The sequence below is a fragment of the Hyalangium versicolor genome (assembly GCF_020103695.1).
GTDB lineage: Bacteria > Myxococcota > Myxococcia > Myxococcales > Myxococcaceae > Hyalangium > Hyalangium versicolor.
This window is the reverse complement of sequence record NZ_JAHXBF010000003.1, coordinates 248613-268723: the sequence shown is the minus strand read 5'-3', so window position 1 is coordinate 268723 and position 20111 is coordinate 248613. Positions and strand designations below refer to the sequence as shown.

16 protein-coding genes and 1 tRNA gene are annotated in these 20111 nt (G+C 64.4%); 15 read left to right on the top strand and 2 right to left on the bottom strand.

Annotation, left to right across the window (positions count from 1 at the left end):
- The first annotated feature begins 106 nt into the window (after positions 1-106).
- From KY501_RS07525 to KY501_RS07455, 15 genes are all read left to right on the top strand, one after another.
- Positions 107-178 (top strand) — tRNA-Cys (locus KY501_RS07525).
- Positions 179-318: 140 nt separating this feature from the next.
- Positions 319-2712: a type VI secretion system Vgr family protein gene (locus KY501_RS07520; RefSeq protein ID WP_224361976.1), complete on the top strand. Its 2394-nt coding sequence runs from the start codon at positions 319-321 to the stop codon at positions 2710-2712.
- A 142-nt stretch (positions 2713-2854) separates the two neighbouring features.
- A complete protein-coding gene (locus tag KY501_RS07515) occupies positions 2855-5119 on the top strand; it encodes a type VI secretion system Vgr family protein (protein WP_224361975.1) in 2265 nt (754 codons plus the stop codon).
- The gene (locus KY501_RS07510) at positions 5119-6144 is read left to right on the top strand and encodes a DUF2169 family type VI secretion system accessory protein (RefSeq protein ID WP_224361974.1); all 1026 of its coding nucleotides are present in this window, start codon (positions 5119-5121) and stop codon (positions 6142-6144) included. Before KY501_RS07515 ends, KY501_RS07510 begins: the two co-directional genes overlap by 1 nt.
- Positions 6145-6180: 36 nt before the next feature.
- Positions 6181-6645, top strand: a complete 465-nt coding sequence (locus KY501_RS07505; protein ID WP_224361973.1) for a DUF4150 domain-containing protein — start codon at positions 6181-6183, stop codon at positions 6643-6645.
- A 26-nt stretch (positions 6646-6671) separates the two neighbouring features.
- The gene (locus KY501_RS07500) at positions 6672-7202 is read left to right on the top strand and encodes a DUF6484 domain-containing protein (RefSeq protein ID WP_224361972.1); all 531 of its coding nucleotides are present in this window, start codon (positions 6672-6674) and stop codon (positions 7200-7202) included.
- A gap of 27 nt (positions 7203-7229) precedes the next feature.
- On the top strand, positions 7230-8483 hold the full coding sequence (locus KY501_RS07495; RefSeq protein WP_224361971.1) for a TIGR02270 family protein: 1254 nt from the start codon (positions 7230-7232) through the stop codon (positions 8481-8483).
- A 406-nt stretch (positions 8484-8889) separates the two neighbouring features.
- On the top strand, positions 8890-9615 hold the full coding sequence (locus tag KY501_RS07490) for a hypothetical protein (protein WP_224361970.1): 726 nt from the start codon (positions 8890-8892) through the stop codon (positions 9613-9615).
- 3 nt (positions 9616-9618) lie between these two features.
- Positions 9619-10521 carry an AHH domain-containing protein gene (locus KY501_RS07485; RefSeq protein WP_224361969.1) on the top strand — a complete coding sequence of 301 codons (903 nt, stop codon included), beginning with the start codon at positions 9619-9621 and terminating at the stop codon, positions 10519-10521.
- Between the two features lie 16 nt (positions 10522-10537).
- Positions 10538-11125 (top strand): imm11 family protein, encoded by a 588-nt coding sequence (locus KY501_RS07480; protein WP_224361968.1) that lies wholly within the window; start codon positions 10538-10540, stop codon positions 11123-11125.
- Positions 11126-11251: 126 nt separating this feature from the next.
- Positions 11252-11917, top strand: a complete 666-nt coding sequence (locus KY501_RS54230) for an Imm49 family immunity protein (protein WP_373691575.1) — start codon at positions 11252-11254, stop codon at positions 11915-11917.
- A gap of 65 nt (positions 11918-11982) precedes the next feature.
- Positions 11983-13704, top strand: coding sequence for a SpoIID/LytB domain-containing protein (locus KY501_RS07470; protein WP_224362336.1), 1722 nt, complete (start codon positions 11983-11985; stop codon positions 13702-13704).
- A 249-nt stretch (positions 13705-13953) separates the two neighbouring features.
- Entirely contained in the window at positions 13954-15126 is a 1173-nt protein-coding gene (locus tag KY501_RS07465) for an energy transducer TonB family protein (RefSeq protein WP_224362335.1), read from the top strand.
- 57 nt (positions 15127-15183) lie between these two features.
- The gene (locus KY501_RS07460; protein WP_224361967.1) at positions 15184-16101 is read left to right on the top strand and encodes a cation diffusion facilitator family transporter; all 918 of its coding nucleotides are present in this window, start codon (positions 15184-15186) and stop codon (positions 16099-16101) included.
- Between the two features lie 31 nt (positions 16102-16132).
- Positions 16133-16390 carry a hypothetical protein gene (locus KY501_RS07455; protein WP_224361966.1) on the top strand — a complete coding sequence of 86 codons (258 nt, stop codon included), beginning with the start codon at positions 16133-16135 and terminating at the stop codon, positions 16388-16390.
- A 20-nt stretch (positions 16391-16410) separates the two neighbouring features.
- Here the strand turns inward: KY501_RS07455 and KY501_RS07450 are convergent, their stop codons facing one another.
- Together KY501_RS07450 and gcvP are read right to left on the bottom strand one after the other, a co-directional pair.
- Entirely contained in the window at positions 16411-17016 is a 606-nt protein-coding gene (locus tag KY501_RS07450; RefSeq protein WP_224361965.1) for an LppP/LprE family lipoprotein, read from the bottom strand.
- Positions 17017-17151: 135 nt separating this feature from the next.
- A complete protein-coding gene (gcvP, locus tag KY501_RS07445) occupies positions 17152-20049 on the bottom strand; it encodes an aminomethyl-transferring glycine dehydrogenase (protein WP_224361964.1) in 2898 nt (965 codons plus the stop codon).
- Positions 20050-20111 lie beyond the last annotated feature (62 nt).

The window sequence follows — 20111 nt, the reverse complement described above, 5'->3', positions numbered from 1 at the left end:
CATGTGTGCCCACAGCGATGGTAACGGAGGAGATGGCACCCGGGTGCTGTTGCTTCCTTGACCGGCCCGAGCCGGACTGCGTATAAGACCGTCCCCAATTCGTCGCGGCGCCATAGCCAAGTGGTAAGGCAAGGGTCTGCAAAACCCTCATTCCCCGGTTCGAATCCGGGTGGCGCCTCAAAAGAAAGGCCCGATGCGAGCATCTGCCGCATCGGGCCTTCGTCTTTCCTGCAGGAGTGACCGCGTTCCCCCTGCGGGGTACAGCCCAAACCTGCTCGTTCGACTTACCTTGTCTGACCTCAAACAAGGGGGAGTCGAATGGCCCGGACGAATGCACCCGCGTTCACACTCCAGGTGGGGCCGCACGCAGCGTCATCTCTTGTCGTCACCCGCTTCTCGGGCTCGGAGTCGCTGTCTCAGCTGTACGACTTTCGCATCGAGTTCTTCGAGAAGAACGGGGGGCTGCTGGAGTTGGCAGAGCTGCCCGGCACTCAGGCCCTGCTCACGATCCAGATCGGCGAGGAACCCATTCGCCACGTGCATGGGCTGGTACGGCGGACGGAGTTGTTGGGGCAAATCGGCGGCCGCTGGTGCTACCGCATTCAGGTGGTGCCCAAGCTGGAGCGGCTCTGCCAGATGCGGAAGAGCCGCATCTTCCAGGAGCTCGCGGTGCCCGACATCGTCAAGAAGGTGCTCGGGGAGGCGGGAGTGGAGCACCGCTTCACGCTGAGCGGCTCCTACCTGCCACGAGAGTACTGCGTGCAGTACCGCGAATCGGACTTCGACTTCATCTCGCGACTGCTCGAAGCGGAGGGCATCTTCTACTTCTTCGAGCACACTGACGGCAGCCACACGCTGGTGCTCGGAGACCGGGAGAACGCGCACGCGGAACTCCCAGGCGGGGCGAAGCTGCCCCTGAGGGAGACGGACAAGCGGACCTACGACGAGGAGTTCATCTCTCGGATGGAACGCATCCACCGGCTGCGACCCGGAACGGTGATGCTGCGCGACTTCAACTTCGAGAAGCCGGCACTGGATATCTCGGCGACAGAGAGTAGCTCGGACGGAATGACCGACCTGGAGCTGTATGACTATCCGGGCGAGTACATCACCCCGAAGGTGGGCAAGCAGCTGGCGAAAGTCAGGATGGAGGCGAAAGCGCAGGGAGCGCAGACCCATCTCGGACGCAGCGTGTGCCCAAGACTCGCTCCGGGCTATCTCTTCGAGGCGGAGGATCCAGGAGATGGAACCTTCTGCGGGCAGTACCTGGTGGAAGTGGTGACTCACTCAGGCCACCAACCGGACACGCATGGAGGTGCCGAGACCCTCGGAGGGATGTACACCAATGACTTCCGGTGCCTGCCCCAGGGAGTGCCCTTCAGGCCCCCACGGGTGACACCCCTGCCCCACATCCCAGGTCTTCAAACGGCGACGGTGACGGGGCCGGGGGGCGAGGAGATCCACACGGATCAGCACGGACGCATCAAGGTGCAGTTTCACTGGGACCGAGAGGGCAAGCGGGACGACCGGTCCTCCTGTTACGTGCGAGTCGGTCAAGCCTGGGGCGGACTGGCCTGGGGCGCGCTGTTCCTCCCTCGCATCGGCCAGGAGGTGCTGGTGCGCTTCCTCGAGGGGAATCCCGATCGGCCGCTGATTGCGGGGGCCGTGTACAACGGCGGCAACCCGACGCCCTACACGCTGCCGGACGAACGAACGAAGAGCACGCTCAAGAGTGCATCCAGCCTGGGCAGCAACGGCTTCAACGAGACCCGGCTCGAAGACGAGACGGGCCAGGAAGAGATCTTCGCCCACGCGCAGAAGGACGAGGATCTGATCACCGAGAACGATAAGGATCAGGAGGTCCGCGGCTACGAGGATCTGCTGGTCAAGAAGGACCGCCAGCGCACGGTGGAAGGCCACCAGCACCTCGAGGTGAGGCTGGACGATGCGCGAGTGGTCGAGGGAAACCAGTCCCTCGAGGTTCGAGGCAACCGCACCACGATGACGCGCGGCAGCCACTCCGAGTCCATCAAGGGGAACCAAGCCATCACCGTGGCCCGGAACGTCACCACGACCATCACGCAAACCGCGACGGAGATGGTGGGGGCCGCCAAGGCACTCACCATTGGAGCGGGCTACTCCATCAACGTGGCGCTGGCGTTCACCGAATCCACAGGCGGCGACAAAGCCACCCAGGTGGGCGCGGCCAGCACCGAGTATGTCATTGGCAGCCGCCAGGAACTGGTCGAGGAGAACAGTTCGCTCGAGGTCGGCGCGGACTTCCAGACAGAGATCAAGGGACAGCTCAACTCGACCGTGGTCAAGGATCGACAGGACACCAGCAATGCGAACTGCGAAATGAGTGTCAAAGACGTCCTGTCGTGGCTTGCCAGGCAATTCGAACAAAAGGCCGACAAGTTCCAGCTCATCGTCGGAGGGAAGCTCATCCTGAGCCTCGAGAAGTCGGGAACGGTCAAGCTGTACGCGAACGCCCTCACCATCGACGGGTCCGACATCAAGTTCAAGGGCTCCAAGATCAAGATGGAGGAGGCGGGTTCCCTCACCAGCAAGTCGAAGAAGGTGAAGGACATCCAAGCCATCACGGCGACGCAAGCGAAGAACTCTTCGCCGCAAAAACCCAAGGCCATGGACATGGCAGGCCTCGTCCAGCAACTGCCAGACACGTCCGTTGAACGTGGCAAGAACCAATAATCCATTGAAACACCCGCGGGCTTGTCTCGAGTGAGAGCATCCCCCTGGGAAGTACAGCCATCAACTGTTATCACGACTACATTGGCCGAGTACCGCACACCTACGCAGTGCGGCCTCCCAACAAGACTGAGAGAGGGACTCCATGATTGCAACTGCCGCGCTCAAGGCCAATCAGCCCGAGTTCGAGTTCCAGGCCGGCCCTCACTCAGCCGGTGAGTTGGCGGTCATCGGCTTCGAGGCCCAAGAGACCATCTCCCAGCTCTACTCCGTCGAAGTCAACCTCGCGGCACCTCCCGGCACATCCATCGACGAGAAGACCTTGATTGGCCAGAAGGCCCTACTCACCGTGCAGCTCGGAAATGGGACGGCCCGCTTCTTCCACGGCATCGTCTCGCGCGTCGCACGTTGGGATGTTGGCCGCAGTCCCGAGCGCCAGCGCTACCGCGTCACGGTGGTGCCCCGCCTGTGGGCGCTTCGCCACACCCGCCGCAGCCGCATCTTCCAGGAGATGACCGTCCCGGACATCGTCCACAAGGTGCTCGGCGACGGTCAGGTGGAGCACACGTTGTCTCTGCAGGGTTCGTACGCGCCGCGCACCTACTGCGTGCAGTACCGCGAGTCGGACCTCGACTTCGTGTCCCGACTGCTCGAGGAGGAAGGCATCTTCTATCTCTTCGAGCACACGGAGGACTCGCACAAGATGGTCCTCAACGACGCGTCCATCACCTGCGCAGCCATGGAGGGCGAGGCGAAGCTCGTCTATCGCGAGCCCTCCCGGATGGTGGCAAGCAGTGAGTCCGTGCACGAGTTCTCGGCGCGGATGGAGATCCAACCCGGCGCCGTCACCCTGCGAGACTTCAACTTCGTGCGGCCCGCCCTGGATCTCACAGCCGCCTCCACCGCTGATGACGGCGAGCATGTGCTCGAGATCTACGACTACCCGGCCCGCTATGAGGAGCCCGGCGTTGGGAAAGCGCTCGCCAAGGTCCGCCTGGAAGAGCTGCGGTCGCGAGTGGAGATGGCGACGGGGGCGAGCAACTGCCGGCGCGTGCTCGTGGGGCATACCTTCGAGCTGGCGGATCACCCGGTCTCCGAGTTCAACCGCAGCTATCTGCTGCTCTCTGCCCGCTACGTCGGCCATCAGCCGGAGGTCCTCACCCTCGAGCAGGCGATGTCCGAGAAAAAAGAGTCCTACCGCAACGAGTTCGTCTGCATTCCCGCGCAGGTGCCCTTCCGCCCGCCGCGCAGCACACTGCGGCCGAAGATCGCGGGAGCGCAGACGGCCACTGTCGTTGGCCCACAAGGCGAGGAGATCCACACCGACTCGCACGGCCGCATCAAGGTTCAGTTCCACTGGGATCGTGAGGGCAAGAACAACGACAGGAGTTCGTGCTGGATCCGGGTGAGCCAGGCCTGGGCAGGGCCGAGCTGGGGCGCCCTCTACCTCCCCCGTATCGGACACGAGGTGGTGGTGGAGTTCCTCGAGGGAGATCCGGATTGTCCCATCGTCACGGGCAGCGTCTACAACGGCCAGAACCCGCCCCCCATCCATCTGCCTGACGAGAAGACGCAGAGCACACTGCGATCGAACTCCAGCCCCGGAGGCAACGGCTCCAACGAGCTGCGCTTCGAGGATGCCGCGGGCCGCGAGCTGGTCTACGTGCACGCCCAGAAGGACTTCAACATCGTCGTCGAGAACGACAAGACGCAGGAGGTCCGGGGCAACGAGACGCTGCTCGTGAAGAAGGACCGGACCAAGGTCATCGAGGGAAATCAGGCCCTGGAGGTCAAGAAGAACGACGACAGCCTCATTGGCGGCAACCAGAGCCTCGAGGTGATCAAGGACCGCTCGACCACAGTGACAGGCAACCACACCGAGTCCGTGGTGGGAGACCAATCCATCTCGGTGAACAGCAACCAGACCGTGGCGGTGGCGCTGGCATCCGCGGAGACCGTGGGGCTCGGGAAGATGCTCAACGTGGGTGGTGCCTACGCCATCACCGTCGGAGCCGCGCTCAACCAGATCATCGGCGGCATCATGGCCGAGCAGGTCGGGGGAGCCAAAACGGAGACGGTGGGCGCCAAGAAGGCCGAGACGGTCAAGGGCTCTCGCAGCCTCCAGGTGGGGGGAGATCTGTCCGAGCAGATCGAAAAGAACCGCACGCTCAAGGTGGAGAAGGACCTGCTCACGAGCGTCGGCGGCAAGCACAACCACGTCGTCAAGGAGGGATACACGCTGTCGGCCAAGGAGATCGCGCTCGTGGCCGAGGAGCAGTTCATCCTCAAGGTGGGCTCGGCGACCCTGCAGGTGAAGAAGAACGGAGACGTCGTCCTCAAGGGCGCCAAGGTCGAAGTCACGGCCAGCGGAGATGTCGTCATCAAGGGCTCGAAGATCTCGGAGAACTGATGGGCCACCCTTCCATCGACAACCAGACTCCCTTCGCGCTCGAACTCCTGGCGCTCGCGGACGAGGAGATGCGACCGCTCCTCGTTCTGGTGGCCAAGGCGACCTATGCCATCCGTGCGGAGGGGCTGCGCCTCGCGGGCGAGCAGGTCCCCCTCCATGTCTCGGGAGTTCACTGGGGCAACCCCGAGGAGTCCAGCTACCGCTACGAGCCCGAGTGCGCCTTCATCAAGCCCGCCACGGACGTTGTCCTCGTGGGCCACGCCTGGGCGCATGGACAGCGCACTCGCGAAGTCGTCGTTTCCTTGCGAGTGGGCCCCGTCGAGAAGTCGGTTCGGGTGGTGGGGAACCGCGTCTGGCACAAGAGCCTGGGCTTCATCTCCATGACGCGGCCAGAACCATTCGATTCCATCCCCTTGGTCTACGAGCGGGCGTTCGGTGGCTGGGACCGGACCGATCCAGATCCAACCCTGCACACCTTCGAGGCACGCAACCCCGTGGGGATCGGGTTCCGAGCCGAGCCACGCACCTTCGAGGAAGACCTGCCCCTGCCCAACCTCGAGGATCCAGCTCATCCGATCGAGCGATTCGGACAGCAGGTGCCTCCCGCAGGGTTCGGCTTCCTCTGCCCTCACTGGCACCCGCGCGCAAGGTACGCGGGTACCTATGACGACGCGTGGGCCAAGACACGCAAACCCCTGCTCCCCACGGACTTCGACCGGCGCTTCTTCAATGCGGCCCCTCCGGAACTCGTTGTCCCCGGGTATCTCCGAGGTACCGAGCCCGTCGTCATCACGAATGCCTCCCCCAGAGGGACCCTTTCCTTCTCACTCCCAGCCCCAACCGCACCGTCCATCTCCGTCGAGCTGTCTGGCGAAGCCGACGCGCTCCCCGAGATGCGGCTGGACACTGTCATCATCGACACGGACGAGGACCAGGTCCTGCTGCTCTGGCGCGGTCACGTCCCCTTGACCGAGAGCATCCATGACGTGCGTGCCGTGCACGCCACGGCGAATGGGCTCTCCTGATTCCACCCAAACCCTTGCTTCACGAGAGGTGCAGACATGGCCGTCCACGTCGGTGTCAACAAGATGTCTGTCGTGACTCAGGATAGCAATGGGATCACCGTGGCCTTCCCTGACGTGTGCAAGACGCCCAGCCCCGCGGGTCCTGTGCCCATCCCCTACCCCAACATCGCCAGATCCTCCGACACCGCCAAGGGCACGAAGAAGGTATCCGTGAAAGGCAACCCTGTCTGCGTGAAGGACTCCAACTTCAGCACCAGCACGGGCGATGAGGCAGGTACAGCCGGAGGAGGCGTGGCCTCCAACAAGACAAAGGGCAAGGCAGAGTTCGTCAACTTCTCCTTCGATGTGAAGTTCGAGGGAAAGAACGTGGCACGCGCGTTCGACATGATGCTCCACAACGACAAGAACACGCCCCCCTTCCCCCTTCTCCAGGGCCCCGTCATTGCCCTGGGCAAGAAGGAGGGGAAGCCCAAATGCCGTTTCTGTGATCACGACGTGTAACCCTCCTCATTCCGAGAGGTGCAGACATGAGCTCACGCGCGAACACCCTCGCTGACTCTCTTTCTCCCGCCACGGAGTCCCCCCAGCGTCTCTGGGGAAGTCTCACGGGATGGATTGCCTGCCGTGATGACTCCGGCGGGCTGTGGGTCGACTTCCCCGGCAACAAGACAGGCCCGGTTTCGGCAAGGCTGGCGACCGTGATCGATGCCCAGACCCTCCAGGCCGCGGTCTCCCACCACCAGAAAGTGGTGCTCCTGTTCGAGCAGGGAGATCCGACCCGACCCTTCATCATGGGCCTCATCCAGGACCCCAGCCCGTCTCCACTGGTGGACGAGTTACTCGAAGCTCAGGCTCAGCCCTCTGCCTCACGTCCGACCGAGGCCAAGGTGGACGGGCGCAGGGTGCTCATCGAAGGCAAGGACGAGATCGTCCTGCAGTGCGGCGAGGCCAGCATCACCCTGCGGCGCAACGGCAAGGTCATCGTGAAGGGCACCTACCTGGAATCACGCGCCACGGGTACCCACCGCATCAAAGGCGGTTCCGTGGAGATCAACTAGCACAGCCCTCTCGAGGAGGGACCTCCGATGCTCTGGGATATCTACGAGCAGCACCAGGAAGAGGCGGGCTTCTTGTGGAGCCAGTGGGAGCAGGCCCTGGTCTCGGCCGACCACGTGCTCGCCGAGCTCGCGCCGCTGGAAGAGCGGCTCCATGCTCACCTGGATGGGCTCGTTCTGGGCAGGGAGCCTGTTGTCAGGCGCATTCTGCTGCCAGCGCTTGCTTCAGATGATCCGGAGCTCATCTGGACCGCCACCTCCGCCCTGCTACTCGGCCGTGTTGCTGGAGCTTCCGAAGAAATCCTCGAGCGGGCGCGCTCCGCCGACGACGTCGCGCTGGCTGCCATCCGGCGAGCCCTGGAGGTGCTGGAGCCCTCCGATCTTCCCCCGTGGCTCTCGTCGCTTTCCCAGAGAGAAGACCTGCGACTGCAGCTCCTTGGACTCCAGGTGATGGGCTTCCATCAGTGTGCCCCCGCAGTAACTTGTAGATCCCTGTCCACACACACCTCCCCGAGACTCGCCGCGGCGGCCATTCGTGCCGCAGGTAGTTCGAAGGTCGAGCTTGCTCCCACCATGCTGGAGCAAGCCCTGGCATCTCCAGCCTTGGAGGTTCGGGATGCAGCCCTGGAAACGGGAGCCCTTCAAGGTTACCGCGCCATCTGGGACTGTTGCCGGACAGCCCTCCAGGACCGGTCCCGCATCACTCCGCGCCTGCTGCTTCTGCTGGCCCTGGGTGGTAGCGAGAGAGATCTCCAGAACGCCGAAGCGCTGCTCTCCAACGAGGAACTCCAGCCCGAAGTGCTCTGGGCACTCGGCTTCAGTGGGCGCATCACTTGCGCCGACGCCTGCCTCGCGTTCATGCGGCACCAGCCCGTCGCAGCGCTCGCGGGCGAGGCCTTCACCGCCATCACCGGGCTGCGCATCGAGGGTCCATATGCCGCCGAACGTGAAGACGCGGGGGCACTGGAGCCCATCCCGATCGAGCAGGAGAAACTCGACGCCCATCTCCTCCCCGACCCTACCGACACGCTGCCGCTGCCACAGGCGGAGGCCATCACTCATTGGTGGCAACAGGCGCGTCGTCACCTGAACTCCCAGGAGCGCTATCTGGAGGGACGTCCCCTCAACAGCCAGACCTTGCAAGGCGCACTCATCTCCAGCGCCATGAGACGTCGCCACGTTCTCGCCCTGGCGCTCGCCATACGCAGCCGAGGCGCTCACCACGTGCCGACCTTTGCCTTCTCAAGACGTCAACTCAAAGTGCTCAGCTCAGGGAGCCCATGACCAGGAGCGGGAGCGAATGGCCCCAACACACACCCACAACCTGCTGGTGACCAGCCTTGGAATGCTCACCTCCGTAGGGCATGACGCTACTACGGCATGCGCGTCCATTCGAGCGGGAATCACTCGCCCCAGGCCCCTTCCATACTTTCGAATCCTCGATGAAGACAGCCAGGACACCGTTCCCTTGGTGGGGCATCCACTTCACGGCATTGCCAATGGCTTCATCCACATGGGGCTCTGGCTCCGATTGAGCCTCGGCTGTCTCAAGGATCTGGAAGCGCAAGGGCCACTGCCGGATGCAAAGGATTCACCTTTCTGGGGGAACACGGGGCTGGTCGTAGTCCTACCTCTCTTGGACGCACAGCGCTTCCAAGGCATCCCTTCGCCAGGAACGGACGAGGAGTCCGTGAAGGAGTTGTTCCTGAAGCGAATGCGAGCACAAGCACCGTGGCCCTTCGAACCGCGCCATATTCAAGTTCTCTGTCGTGGCAATGCGGGATGTGCTGAAGCTCTCGGCATCGCCCAGCGATGGATTGACCATGGATTGGATCGCGTTGTGATCCTGGCCACTGATTCCTATCTGGACCCCTTCACCCTGGAGTGGCTGGACTCCCGACACAGGCTGAAGACCGGTGAACGCCCAGTCGGGCTGATGCCGGGAGAAGCGGGCGCATGCGTGATGATCGAGTCCCGCCGCTCAGCAGCGCGCCGAAAGGCCCCAATCCTAGCGAAGGTCGATGCCGTCTCCAGAGGCCAGGAGCCACGACACTTCTTCCAGAGCACACCGAGTGTCGGAGAAGGCCTGGCCGCCGTGACGGCAGCCTGCCTCGACGGCATCTCCTCTGGAGTACCTTTCAACGGAGACATCGTCCTCGATCTGAATGGCGAGGAGTGGCGAGCGCGCGAATGGGGGAATGCCCTGCTCCGACTCAGGGAGCGCCTGGGCGACTCCATCCGATGGATCCTCCCAGGCTCCTCATGGGGCGACATTGGGGCCGCCAGCGGTGTTGCCGGAATGTGCATTGCGGCCCGCTCATTGGCGCGGGGTTACGCCAAGGCGTCACAAGTCCTCGTCCTCTCCAGTTCGGAGTGGGGCAATGTGAGCGCAATCCTGCTCAAACAGGAGAGATAAGTCATGGCAGATAAAGATCCCTCTCAAGAACAACACCTCAAGGATGTGGCCTCCGCGTTTCATGAAGAAAACGCCAACACCCCGGCGGGCAAGTGCCTCAACCGCCACGTGTCTGTCTGGAAGGAACTCTCCTGCTCACATCGATGGCAAGCCTATCTGCGCGCCACGGAGGACCACTCACTCTACAACTGGCCCAAATACAGACGCTTCACACGAGAGAATCAACAACTCCGCACGGACGCCAAGAAGGACTACATCACGACCTCGAAAGGAGTCCAGACCGTCTACCCGATATATCCAACCTTCTACAGGGAGTTTCTCGACGCCCCCAAGCAGTTCGATTGGGATGTGGAGCAGACTGGCAACTTCAAGTACAGCTGCGTGGTTCCCTACTATCACAACGCACATCACATCGTGACCAACTCAGAACTGCGCAACGCCATCAATGACCTGACGAAGAAGTTCGAGTCGAGAGTGCCTGACGCCAATGCCCTGGTGCGCGGAGGGTTGCTCAAGGCAGGCTACAACATCAACCACAAGATCAACATGATCATCCTCCCCATGGACAAGGTGGTCGCGGACGAACTCAGACTGCCTCGACACCTGGAAGAGGTCACGAGGAAGTCGCACCCAAAATACTCCTCGCAGATCAAGAACCGCCTCGGGGAGATCATGAACGACTATGCTTCGGTGCTGGACCAGGTGGCCCAAGCAGGACAAGATCACGTGATGCCCAACTACGCGCTCTATAAAACCAAGCTGGAGACGCTCTCGACGGACATCTACAGTCAGATCACTTCGAGCACCCGCTCCCCAGACTATGACGGAACCGTGAACACCGTGCTCAATCCCAAGTCCACCCCGAAAACATCCACGCCCCGTATCCTGGGAAAGGGAAAGCGCTGAGTCCCTGGAATCCTCCATGAACTACTACCTGATTGATACATTAGGGGACAGCAACGACGACTCCCTGTGCCTGCTCGACAGCGAACCCCAAGGAATGGGACTCGAGAGTTACTACATGGCTGTCGGCAAGAGGGCTGCCCCCTTCTTTCCTCCCAACGCACAACTCCATATGAGCGAGGAGTATCCGGGAATCACCGTCAGCTCGTTGATCGGGAACTTCAAGCACTATCTCCTCGTAGACACGAAGACCAAGGAGATCTTCGCCCGGCTCTGCACGGATGCTCTAGAGGTTGAGTACCTTCCCTTCAGCTTGATCAATCACAAGGGCCTCGTGCACTCCAAGGATTACTGGTTCATCAACCCCCTCGGCACGTTCGATTGTCTGGACTTCAGCGCAAGTGACATCCAGTACCTTGGGAAAGACATCGTCCATATTCGAGAGTACGTGCTGGATCCCGAGAAACTCGCTCGAGCACCCGACTTGTTTCGCATCGAGCGCTCCGCACAGACGTACGTCATCAGCGAGCGCGTGGTGGACGCGCTCGAAGCGTCTGATCCCACCAACATCCAGGTGACGGAGTTGAGACAATCAGGCCAGAGTTGATTGATTCCAGGAGGGCACGTGACTTCCAAGTTTCTGCCTGTCTTCGCCAAGAATGCCCTGGTCGAAGCCCATCAAATACTCCCCTCCGTGCTGAATGGAGTCGCGACACATGCCGATATCCTGAAGATGTGCCGCTCCTTCCGGCGTAGAGGTATCTGCGAAGTGCTGCTCCACGGCACCCCGGAGCGCCTCCACCACTTCCTGGCCATGAGCGGTCACGCGTACCTGTACTCTCTGTCTCAGGGAAACGAAGAGACCCTTCTGACCAGCAGAGCCCCTCCTCTCCTTGATGCGCTCGCTTGCGGGGACCAGGACACGGCGCGAGCGATCGCTCTGCACAACTCGAAGCCCCTTGACCCCAGGAGAGAGTACGAGGAGGACTTCCTCTTCATGCAGTGTCTGGTGGGCATGGTCACTTCGTCCCCAGTTGGCGACGAAGAACGAGCGCCGCGTGCACGACCGGTCGTCCTCGCGCGTCAGCCCCAAGACGCTCGGAGTGAAGTTGTCGAGTCGCTCCACTACCGGAACGCCGAACAGTTCAATACCGCGCTCACCCAGCTCCTCGATGAGGAGCACGCGCGCTGGCTCCGGCTCCAAGAGAAAGGAAGAGGGCTGGAGGAAGATGCAGCGACAGAGATGCATGTGTGCGTGGAAGGCCTTGCGCTTCTACGGCTGGCCGAGCAACGCGGCCTGCACGTATTGACCGAGTACCTGGCAGTCCCTTCCTTGGTTCGAGTCAAAGTGCCCAATCTTCCAGGACCCGAAGCGTGGAAGGACCCGGCTCGCTGGTAGTCCCGCGATCCGACAATGGACCGGAGTGGCAGTCCGGGTGGCACGCGAGTACGGTCGTCCTTGCCGTGCACAAGGCCGTCCCCACACTCCTGACGCTACTCCTCGCCGCTTGCGCCTCCGCGCCGCAGCCCGCGCCGGCGAGTGACGCGCGTTCCTCGCCTGCCCTACCCTCCGTGCCCCCAGCCCCGCGCACGGAGGCGGGTGTGCCGCCCCCGTTGCCCGGGGAACTGTCCACCCCCGCGGACGTGAAGCGGCTCGACTTCCGCGGCGGCGAGCCCCAGGTGCCCATCCGGCTCATGGAGGGCCGTCCCGAGGTGATCTTCTCCCCTCGCACCCGGATGCGGCTGCGCTTCGGCGGGCCGGATGACAAGGTGCTCGAGGCCCCAGCTGGTTCGGTGTGGAAGGTCCGCGTCTCCCAGGGAGAGCCCGCCGTCCTCTCCGTGAGGATCCAACTGGGCGAGTTCCGCTTCTCGGACAAGGCCGGGCTCGCCGAAGAGCAGCAGGAGTGGCAGGCCCGAGGCCTCTCCACACGCACTCAAGTCGTCGGCGCGCTCTATGGCATCGCGGGCAAGGTGATCGACAACCGGCGCTACCTGCTCCTGGTGGACGAGGAACTCTCTCCCCAGGCCGCGGCGGCACGGCAGGCGGAGTTGCTGCGCCAGTCCGGTGCACGCACGACGCTCTTCGAGGAGGTGCAAACTCCGGCGCGCGGCATCCTCGAAGTGAGGGATGCAGCGGGCAATGTGGTGGGGCTGGCGCAGGACTCGCTGATGGCGGAGACCAAGGACGACTCCGGCTTCGACATCCGCCAGGTGGAGTACCACGTCGGCTACGAGAACCACGGCTTCGAGGACCGCAGCTACCGGGGCGCGCTCCAACTCACGGTGGATCGCTTCGGGACGCTGGCCGTGGTGAACGTGGTGAAGCTGGAGGATCTGCTCAAGGGGCTGGTGCCCTCGGAGACCTATGCGCGCGCGCACATGGAGGCGCTCAAGGCACAGGCAGTGACGGCTCGGGGCGAGGTGCTGGCCAAGGTGGGCACCAAGCACCTCGCGGACCCGTACCTGCTGTGCTCCGAGCAGCACTGTGCCGTGTACCGCGGGCGCACCGGTGAGGCGCCCAGCACCACCGCAGCGGTAGAAGCCACCCGAGGCGAGGCGCTCTTCTCCAAGGACGGGCGGCTGGTGGACTCCGTCTACAGCGCCGTGTGCGGCGGCCACACGGAGAACAACGAGGTGGTGTGGGGCGGACCGCCGGATCCCAGCCTGCGCGGTCAGCCGGATCTGCTTGAGACCTCTGCCGGGCAGCCGAGCCCCCAGGATCTCGAGTCGTTCCTCGCAGCCACGGATCTACCGGCCGCGTGCCGACTCTCCAGCCTCGCGCAGCCCAACAAGTTTCGCTGGGAAAAGCGCTTCACGGCCGCGCAGGTGAACGCCTTCACTGAGAGTCTGGGCGTGGGTCCCGTGCAAGCGATGACGCTCTCCGAGCGAGGCGTCTCCGGCCGGGCCCGCGTGCTGACGATCTCCGGCGAGAAGGGAGCCACCCAGATCCGAGGTGAGCTGAACATCCGCAAGCTCTTCGGGATGCTCAACAGCAGCATGGCGGTGGTGGAGCCCACCCGGGACGCCGAAGGCCGCATCCTCGCCTGGGTGTTCCGCGGCGGCGGCTGGGGCCATGGCGTAGGCATGTGTCAGACAGGCGCCATCGGGCGAGCCGAGGCCGGCCAGCGCTACCGGGACATCCTCCGCCACTATTACAACGGCGCCGAGGTGGCCCCCATCTACTGAGCCGCTGGCGGCTCCGGGCGCTCCCTTGCCCCTCTCCTCCCAGGGGGGCAGGACACGGCCTCCCCCCTCCCCCGCTCGATTTTCCGTCGCGTTCACGAAAAATTTCAGCGGTCTCCTGTTCTCCTGGCGACGGCTCGGGAGTACCTAGGCCTTTCAAGGGTTATCATCCAGGACGTGGTCACGCACACATCGGCTCCAGACAGGCGCAGGCGCAGGCGAGAGGGGCCTGGACGGGCCCTCGTGGCCTTGGTGCTCGCCCTGCTGGCCCATGTGGCCTTCGTGGGGCTGCTGCTGCTCGTGTCCAACGTGCACCTGCCGGGCGGAGAGAGGCGGATCACGCGGCCCCCGAGCTCCGTGGCCATGCGGCCGCTGACAGCCGATCAGTGGGCCAAGAACCGCGGCGAGTCCAAGCCCGCGAAGTCCCAAGTCACCGAGCGTCCCCGCCTCGACAAGAAGAAGGAGGAGGAGAAGAAGAAGGACGAGACGCGGCCCAACGGCCAGGTCGTGGACGTGGCCAAGGGCAACGAGGAGAAGGCCCCGGACGCGAAGTACCTGGCCGAGCACGACAACAAAGTCGAGAAGGAGACCAAGGCCAAGGTCCAGACGCCCTTCTACCGCAACGCCATGCCCCAGCAGACGGCGCCCCAGAACCGCGACGGCGCGGGGCAGCAGTCGCAGGAGCAGCCCAAACTGGCGGGCAACAACGGCATCGGCGCGGACGATCGGCCCATGAGCCCGGGGGACCACAAGCCCAAGTTCGAGGTCCCCGACGCCCACCGCAAGCAGGAGATCGCGCTGAAGACAGATCCGGACTCGAAGGGGCCCGGCCCCCAGGTGGCCAACCGCAACGAGAGCGACGAGGTGAGGGGCAACGCCAAGCGCCTGAACATCCAGCCGGGCACCGGCATGGGCGACGAGGAGGGCTCCAACGGCCGCGCGGGGCTGCCCGGCGTGGCCACGCTGATGCCGTCACAGGCGGTGATGGACAAGATCATCGGCGCGGCGCCCAACGATCACCTCAAGGACGCCGAGGAGGGCGATGGCACCTTCCTCAACACCCGCGAGTGGAAGTACGCCAGCTTCTTCAACCGCGTGAAGCAGAGCGTGGGCATGCACTGGAACCCCAACACGGAGCTGCGGCGCCGGGATCCCACGGGCAACATCTACACCGGCAAGGATCGCTACACGCTGGTGAACGTGACCCTGGATGAGAAGGGCATGGTGCAGGACATCCGGGTGGAGAAGAGCAGCGGACTGGATTTCCTGGACATGGAGGCCGTCGCCTCGTTCCAGCGGGCTCAGCCCTTCCCCAACCCGCCGGCGGGGCTGCTGGACTCGGACGCCACGGTGCGCTTCTCGTTCGGCTTCTTCATGGAGATGGGGGGCGGCCCGCGGATGCGGCTGTTCCGTCAGTCCAACTGACAGTTGGTGAATCCGCACTCGCGGACAGGGCCTGGAGGCAGGTAGGGTTGGGGCTTCGTGGAAGCCTCGCTCTCCAACCGTCAGGACGCCCACGCGGAGCGCAACCGGAAGGTCCGGCAGGTGCTCGCGGCCATCCTCGTGGCCAACTGGGCCGTGGCCACCGCCAAGCTCCTCTTTGGCGTGGTGTACCAGTCAGCCTCGGTGACGGCGGACGGGTTGCACTCGTTCATCGACGGCAGCTCCAACATCCTCGGGCTGGTGGCCATGACGGCGGCGGCCCGGCCCGCGGATGAGGATCACCCCTATGGCCACGGCAAGTTCGAGGCGATCGCCTCGCTGGGCATCGGGGCGATGATCGGCATCGGCATGCTGGAGCTGGGGCGCATGGCGCTCGACTCGCTGCTGCATGACAAGCACGCCCAGGTGACGCCGATCATGGCCGGGGTGATGGTGGTCACCCTGGTGGTGAACCTGGCCGTCACCCGTGTGGAGCGGCGCTTCGGAGAACGGCTCAAGAGTTCGCTGCTGCTGGCGGATGCCAACCACACACTCTCGGACGTGTACGTCACCCTGGCGGTGCTGGTCTCCTTGGGGCTGGTGTGGCTGGGCTACCCGCGCGCCGACGGTGTGGTGGCGCTGCTGGTGATGGTCTTCGTGGCCTATGTGGCGTACGGCATCGTCCGGCAAGCAGTGGGTATTCTCTCGGACACGGCGCGACTGGACGCGGTGCAGGTGGGGCAGCTCACCATGGGCGTGCCGGGTGTGCTCTCGTGCCGGGACGTTCGCAGCCGCGGCATGGAGGACAGCGTCTACGTGGATCTGAAGATCGAGGTGGATCCCCAACTCAGCACGGCTCAGGCCCACGAGGTGGCGGATCAGGTGGAGCAGCGGCTCCACAGCGCGTTCCCGCAGGTGGTGGATGTGGTGGTACACGTCGAACCGGCACGGGTCGTGAACTCACTGCAGGTGCGTTGATCCTGAAACACCGATTGCCCCGAGGAGAGCGATGAGTACAACACCGATGTTCACAGCCGAGGGCATGACGCTGCGCGACTGGTTCGCCGGGCAGGTGCTGGCGGCTCGGCTCGCGCACCCGTACACGACCCAAGCGGAGCTGCAGAACGGCGCCAAGCTCGCGGCCTGGGCGTACGGCGTGGCCAAGGCGATGATGGTGGAACGCGAGCGGATCTATGCCGAGGAGGAGCGGGCCATGTGGGATCCGGCCGTGCCTCCCCCCGCCGCCGACAAGCCTCCAGAGCCCTGAGCTTCTGGCTCCGCGAGGAGCTACTCGGTGGGCAACAGATCCGTGGAGATGCGCTCCGGGAGCAGAATCGGGGTGGCGCCCACGTGATCGATCCGGTAGCTCACCGTGGCAGTGCGGCTCGGACAGCAGAGCGGATCCTTCGCGCGGTACCGTGCGAAGTCCGCCATGACGGTACCGTCGTCTTCCACCCGGGCCTGGAGGAGCTCACCGTCGGCCTGGCGTTCCATCGGTTGAGGAGCCACCGTCCCCGCGAACTGGCCTTCCGAGAAGACGAAAACCTGGAAGGCAGTGGGGCGGCACTCGCCATCGAAGGCCTGAGTGCCCTTCACGAGAGCCAGGGCCCCGGCCCTCCGAGTGGGCTCGACGAGCATCCACCCTGCCCCTTCGACGCGGCGCTCCTCGTCAGTATTTGCGCTGAGGATCTCCGCCTTGCAGCGGGCCCTGTCCAGCGGCTGCGTGGGCTCGGTAAGCGGGATGTTCGAGCCCACGTTCCAGCGGAGGCTGGAGCTGTCGAGCCAGGATCGCTGTAGCGTGGGCTCCGAGGAGAGAGGGATCTCCCTGGCCCAAACCGGGGCTGAGAGAAGAAGGAGCCCCACGGGCACTCCGCATGCGAGAGACAGCTTCATTCGACTCACCCTCCTTGCCAGGCACCCTGCCCTGCCTCCCCCTCACCGTAAGCACCCGCTCGTCGGGTGACACGAGGGCCAGCAGGCTCGTCTTGGAGAGAGAGCGGCCAGACAAGCGGTGAGCCTGACTGTGGGCTACGCGGCCTTCGGCGGCACCGGGTTCATGTACTCCTCGATCGGCGGGCACGAGCACACCAGCTTCCGATCGCCCAGTACGTTGTTCAACCGTCCCACCGACGGCCAGAACTTGCCCTCGTGCACCCACTTCGCCGGAAACGCAGCCTTCTCTCGCGAGTAAGGCCGGTTCCACTCCGGAGCCGTGATCACCCAGGACGTGTGCGGCGCGTTCTTCAGCACGTTGTTGTCCTTCGGCGCCTTGCCCTCCTCGATCTCACGGATCTCCTCGCGGATGGCGATCATCGCGTCGCAGAACCGATCCAGCTCCGCCTTCGACTCGCTCTCCGTCGGCTCGATCATCAGTGTGCCCGCCACCGGGAACGACACCGTCGGCGCGTGGAAGCCGTAGTCCATCAACCGCTTGGCCACGTCCTCCACCTCCACCCCCGACGTCTTCTTCAGCGGCCGCAGGTCCACGATGCACTCGTGCGCCACCCCACCCGTCTTCCCGCGATACAGCACCGGGTAGTGCGGATCCAGCCGCTTCGCCACGTAGTTGGCATTCAGGATCGCCATCTTCGTCGCCCGCGTCAGCCCCTCTCCACCCATCAGCTGGATGTACACCCATGAGATCAGCAGGATGCTCGCGCTGCCCCACGGCGCAGCCGAGATCGCTCCAATCCGCTCCGAGCCGCTCTGCGCGATCACCGGATGCCCCGGCAGGAACTTCACCAGGTGCGGCGCCACGCAGATCGGCCCCATGCCCGGACCACCACCGCCGTGCGGGATGCAGAACGTCTTGTGCAGGTTGATGTGGCACACGTCCGCGCCGAGCTGCCCCGGCTTCATCAACCCCACCTGCGCGTTCAGGTTCGCCCCATCCATGTACACCTGGCCGCCACGCTCGTGGATGATCGAGGTGATCTCCTTGATCCCCTCCTCGAACACGCCGTGCGTCGACGGGTACGTCACCATCAGCGCCGCCAGCCGATCCTTGTACTCCTCCGCCCTGGCCCGCAGGTCCCCGATGTCGATGTTGCCCTGCTCATCGCACTTCGTGACGACCACGTGGTAGCCCGCCATCACCGCCGACGCCGGGTTCGTCCCGTGCGCCGACTGCGGAATCAGGCACACGTCCCGGTGCCCCTGCCCGCGGCTCTGGTGGTACGCCCGGACCACCAACAGCCCCGCGTACTCGCCCTGGCTGCCCGCGTTTGGCTGCAGCGAGCACCCCGCGAACCCCGTCACCTCCGCCAGCTGGCTCTCCAGCTGCTCGAAGATCGCCTTGTAGCCCGCCGCCTGCGACGGCGGCGCGAACGGATGCAGCCCGCCGAAACTCGGCCACGTCACCGGGATCATCTCCGCCGTGGCGTTCAGCTTCATCGTGCACGAGCCCAGCGGAATCATCGAATGCGTCAGCGACAAGTCCCGCGATTCGAGCCGCCGGATGTACCGCAGCATCTCCGTCTCGGAGTGGTAGCTGTTGAAGACCGGGTGCGTCAGGTACGCGCTCTGCCGCCGCAGCCCCGCCTCCACCGGGCTGCTCAGGTTCGCGCCCAGCTCGTCCAGCGTCACGCCCAGCGCCTTGCCCGCCGCGAACGTGCCGAGAATCGCCTCCACGTCCGCCGGCCGCGTCGTCTCGTCCAGCGACACGCCAATGGAGCGCTCGTCGATGCGGCGGAAGTTCATCCCCTTCGCCTCGGCCGCCGACAGCACCGTGCGCACCTGCGCCGGAGACAGCTCCACCCGAAGCGTGTCGAAGAACTGATCGTGCCGAGGCTTGTACCCCAACTTTGCCAGCCCCTGCGCCAGCAGCACCGTCAGCCCGTGCACCCGCTCCGCGATCGCCTTCAGCCCCCGCGGCCCGTGGTACACCGCGTACATCCCCGCCATCACCGCCAGCAGCACCTGTGCGGTGCAGATGTTGCTCGTGGCCTTCTCGCGGCGGATGTGCTGCTCGCGCGTCTGGAGCGCCATGCGCAGCGCACGCCGGCCCTGTGCATCCTCGGACACGCCGATGATGCGGCCCGGCATCAACCGCGTGTACGCGTTCTTCGTCGCGAAGAAGCCCGCGTGCGGACCGCCATAGCCCATGGGCACGCCGAACCGCTGCGCGCTTCCCACCGCCACGTCCGCCCCCAGCTCGCCCGGAGGAGTCAGCAGCGTGAGCGCAAGCAGATCCGTGGCCATCACCACCAACCCGTCCGCCGCGTGCACTTTCTCCACGAACGCGCGGTAGTCATTCACCACGCCGTCCGAGGCCGGATACTGCAGCAGCGCGCCGAAGAACTTCTTCGCGCCCAGATCCACGGAGCGGTGATCGCCCACCACCACCTCCACACCGATCGGCGCGGCACGCGTGCGCACCACATCGATCGTCTGCGGGTGGCACGCCTCCGAGACGAAGAAGGCGCCGCCGTCGCCGTCACCCTTCACGTGCAGGGCCATGGTCATGGCCTCGGCCGCCGCGGTGCCCTCGTCCAGCAGGGACGCGTTGGCCACCTCCAGCCCCGTCAGATCCATCAACATCGTCTGGAAGTTGAGCAGCGCCTCCAACCGGCCCTGAGCGATCTCCGCCTGGTACGGCGTGTACTGCGTGTACCAGCCCGGGTTCTGGAAGATGTTGCGCAGGATGACGTTCGGGGTGTGCGTGTCGGAGTAGCCCATCCCGATGAAGCTCTTGAAGCGCTGGTTCTTCGCGGCGATGCCCTCGAGCTGCGCCAGCAGATCGTGCTCGCCCACCCCCACCGGCAGCCGCAGCGGCTCCTTGGAGCGAATGGCCTGAGGCACCGTCCGGTCGATGAACTCATCCAACGAGCTGGCCCCCAGCACGGCCAGCATCGCCTTCAGCTCGGGATCATCCGGCCCGACGTGACGACCAGCGAAAGACTCCTGATACTTCCAGTTAAGGGACATGGTGTTCGTGCGCTCGGGTACGAGGTGAATCAGAGGCCGTCTCTAACAACCGGCCCAGGCGG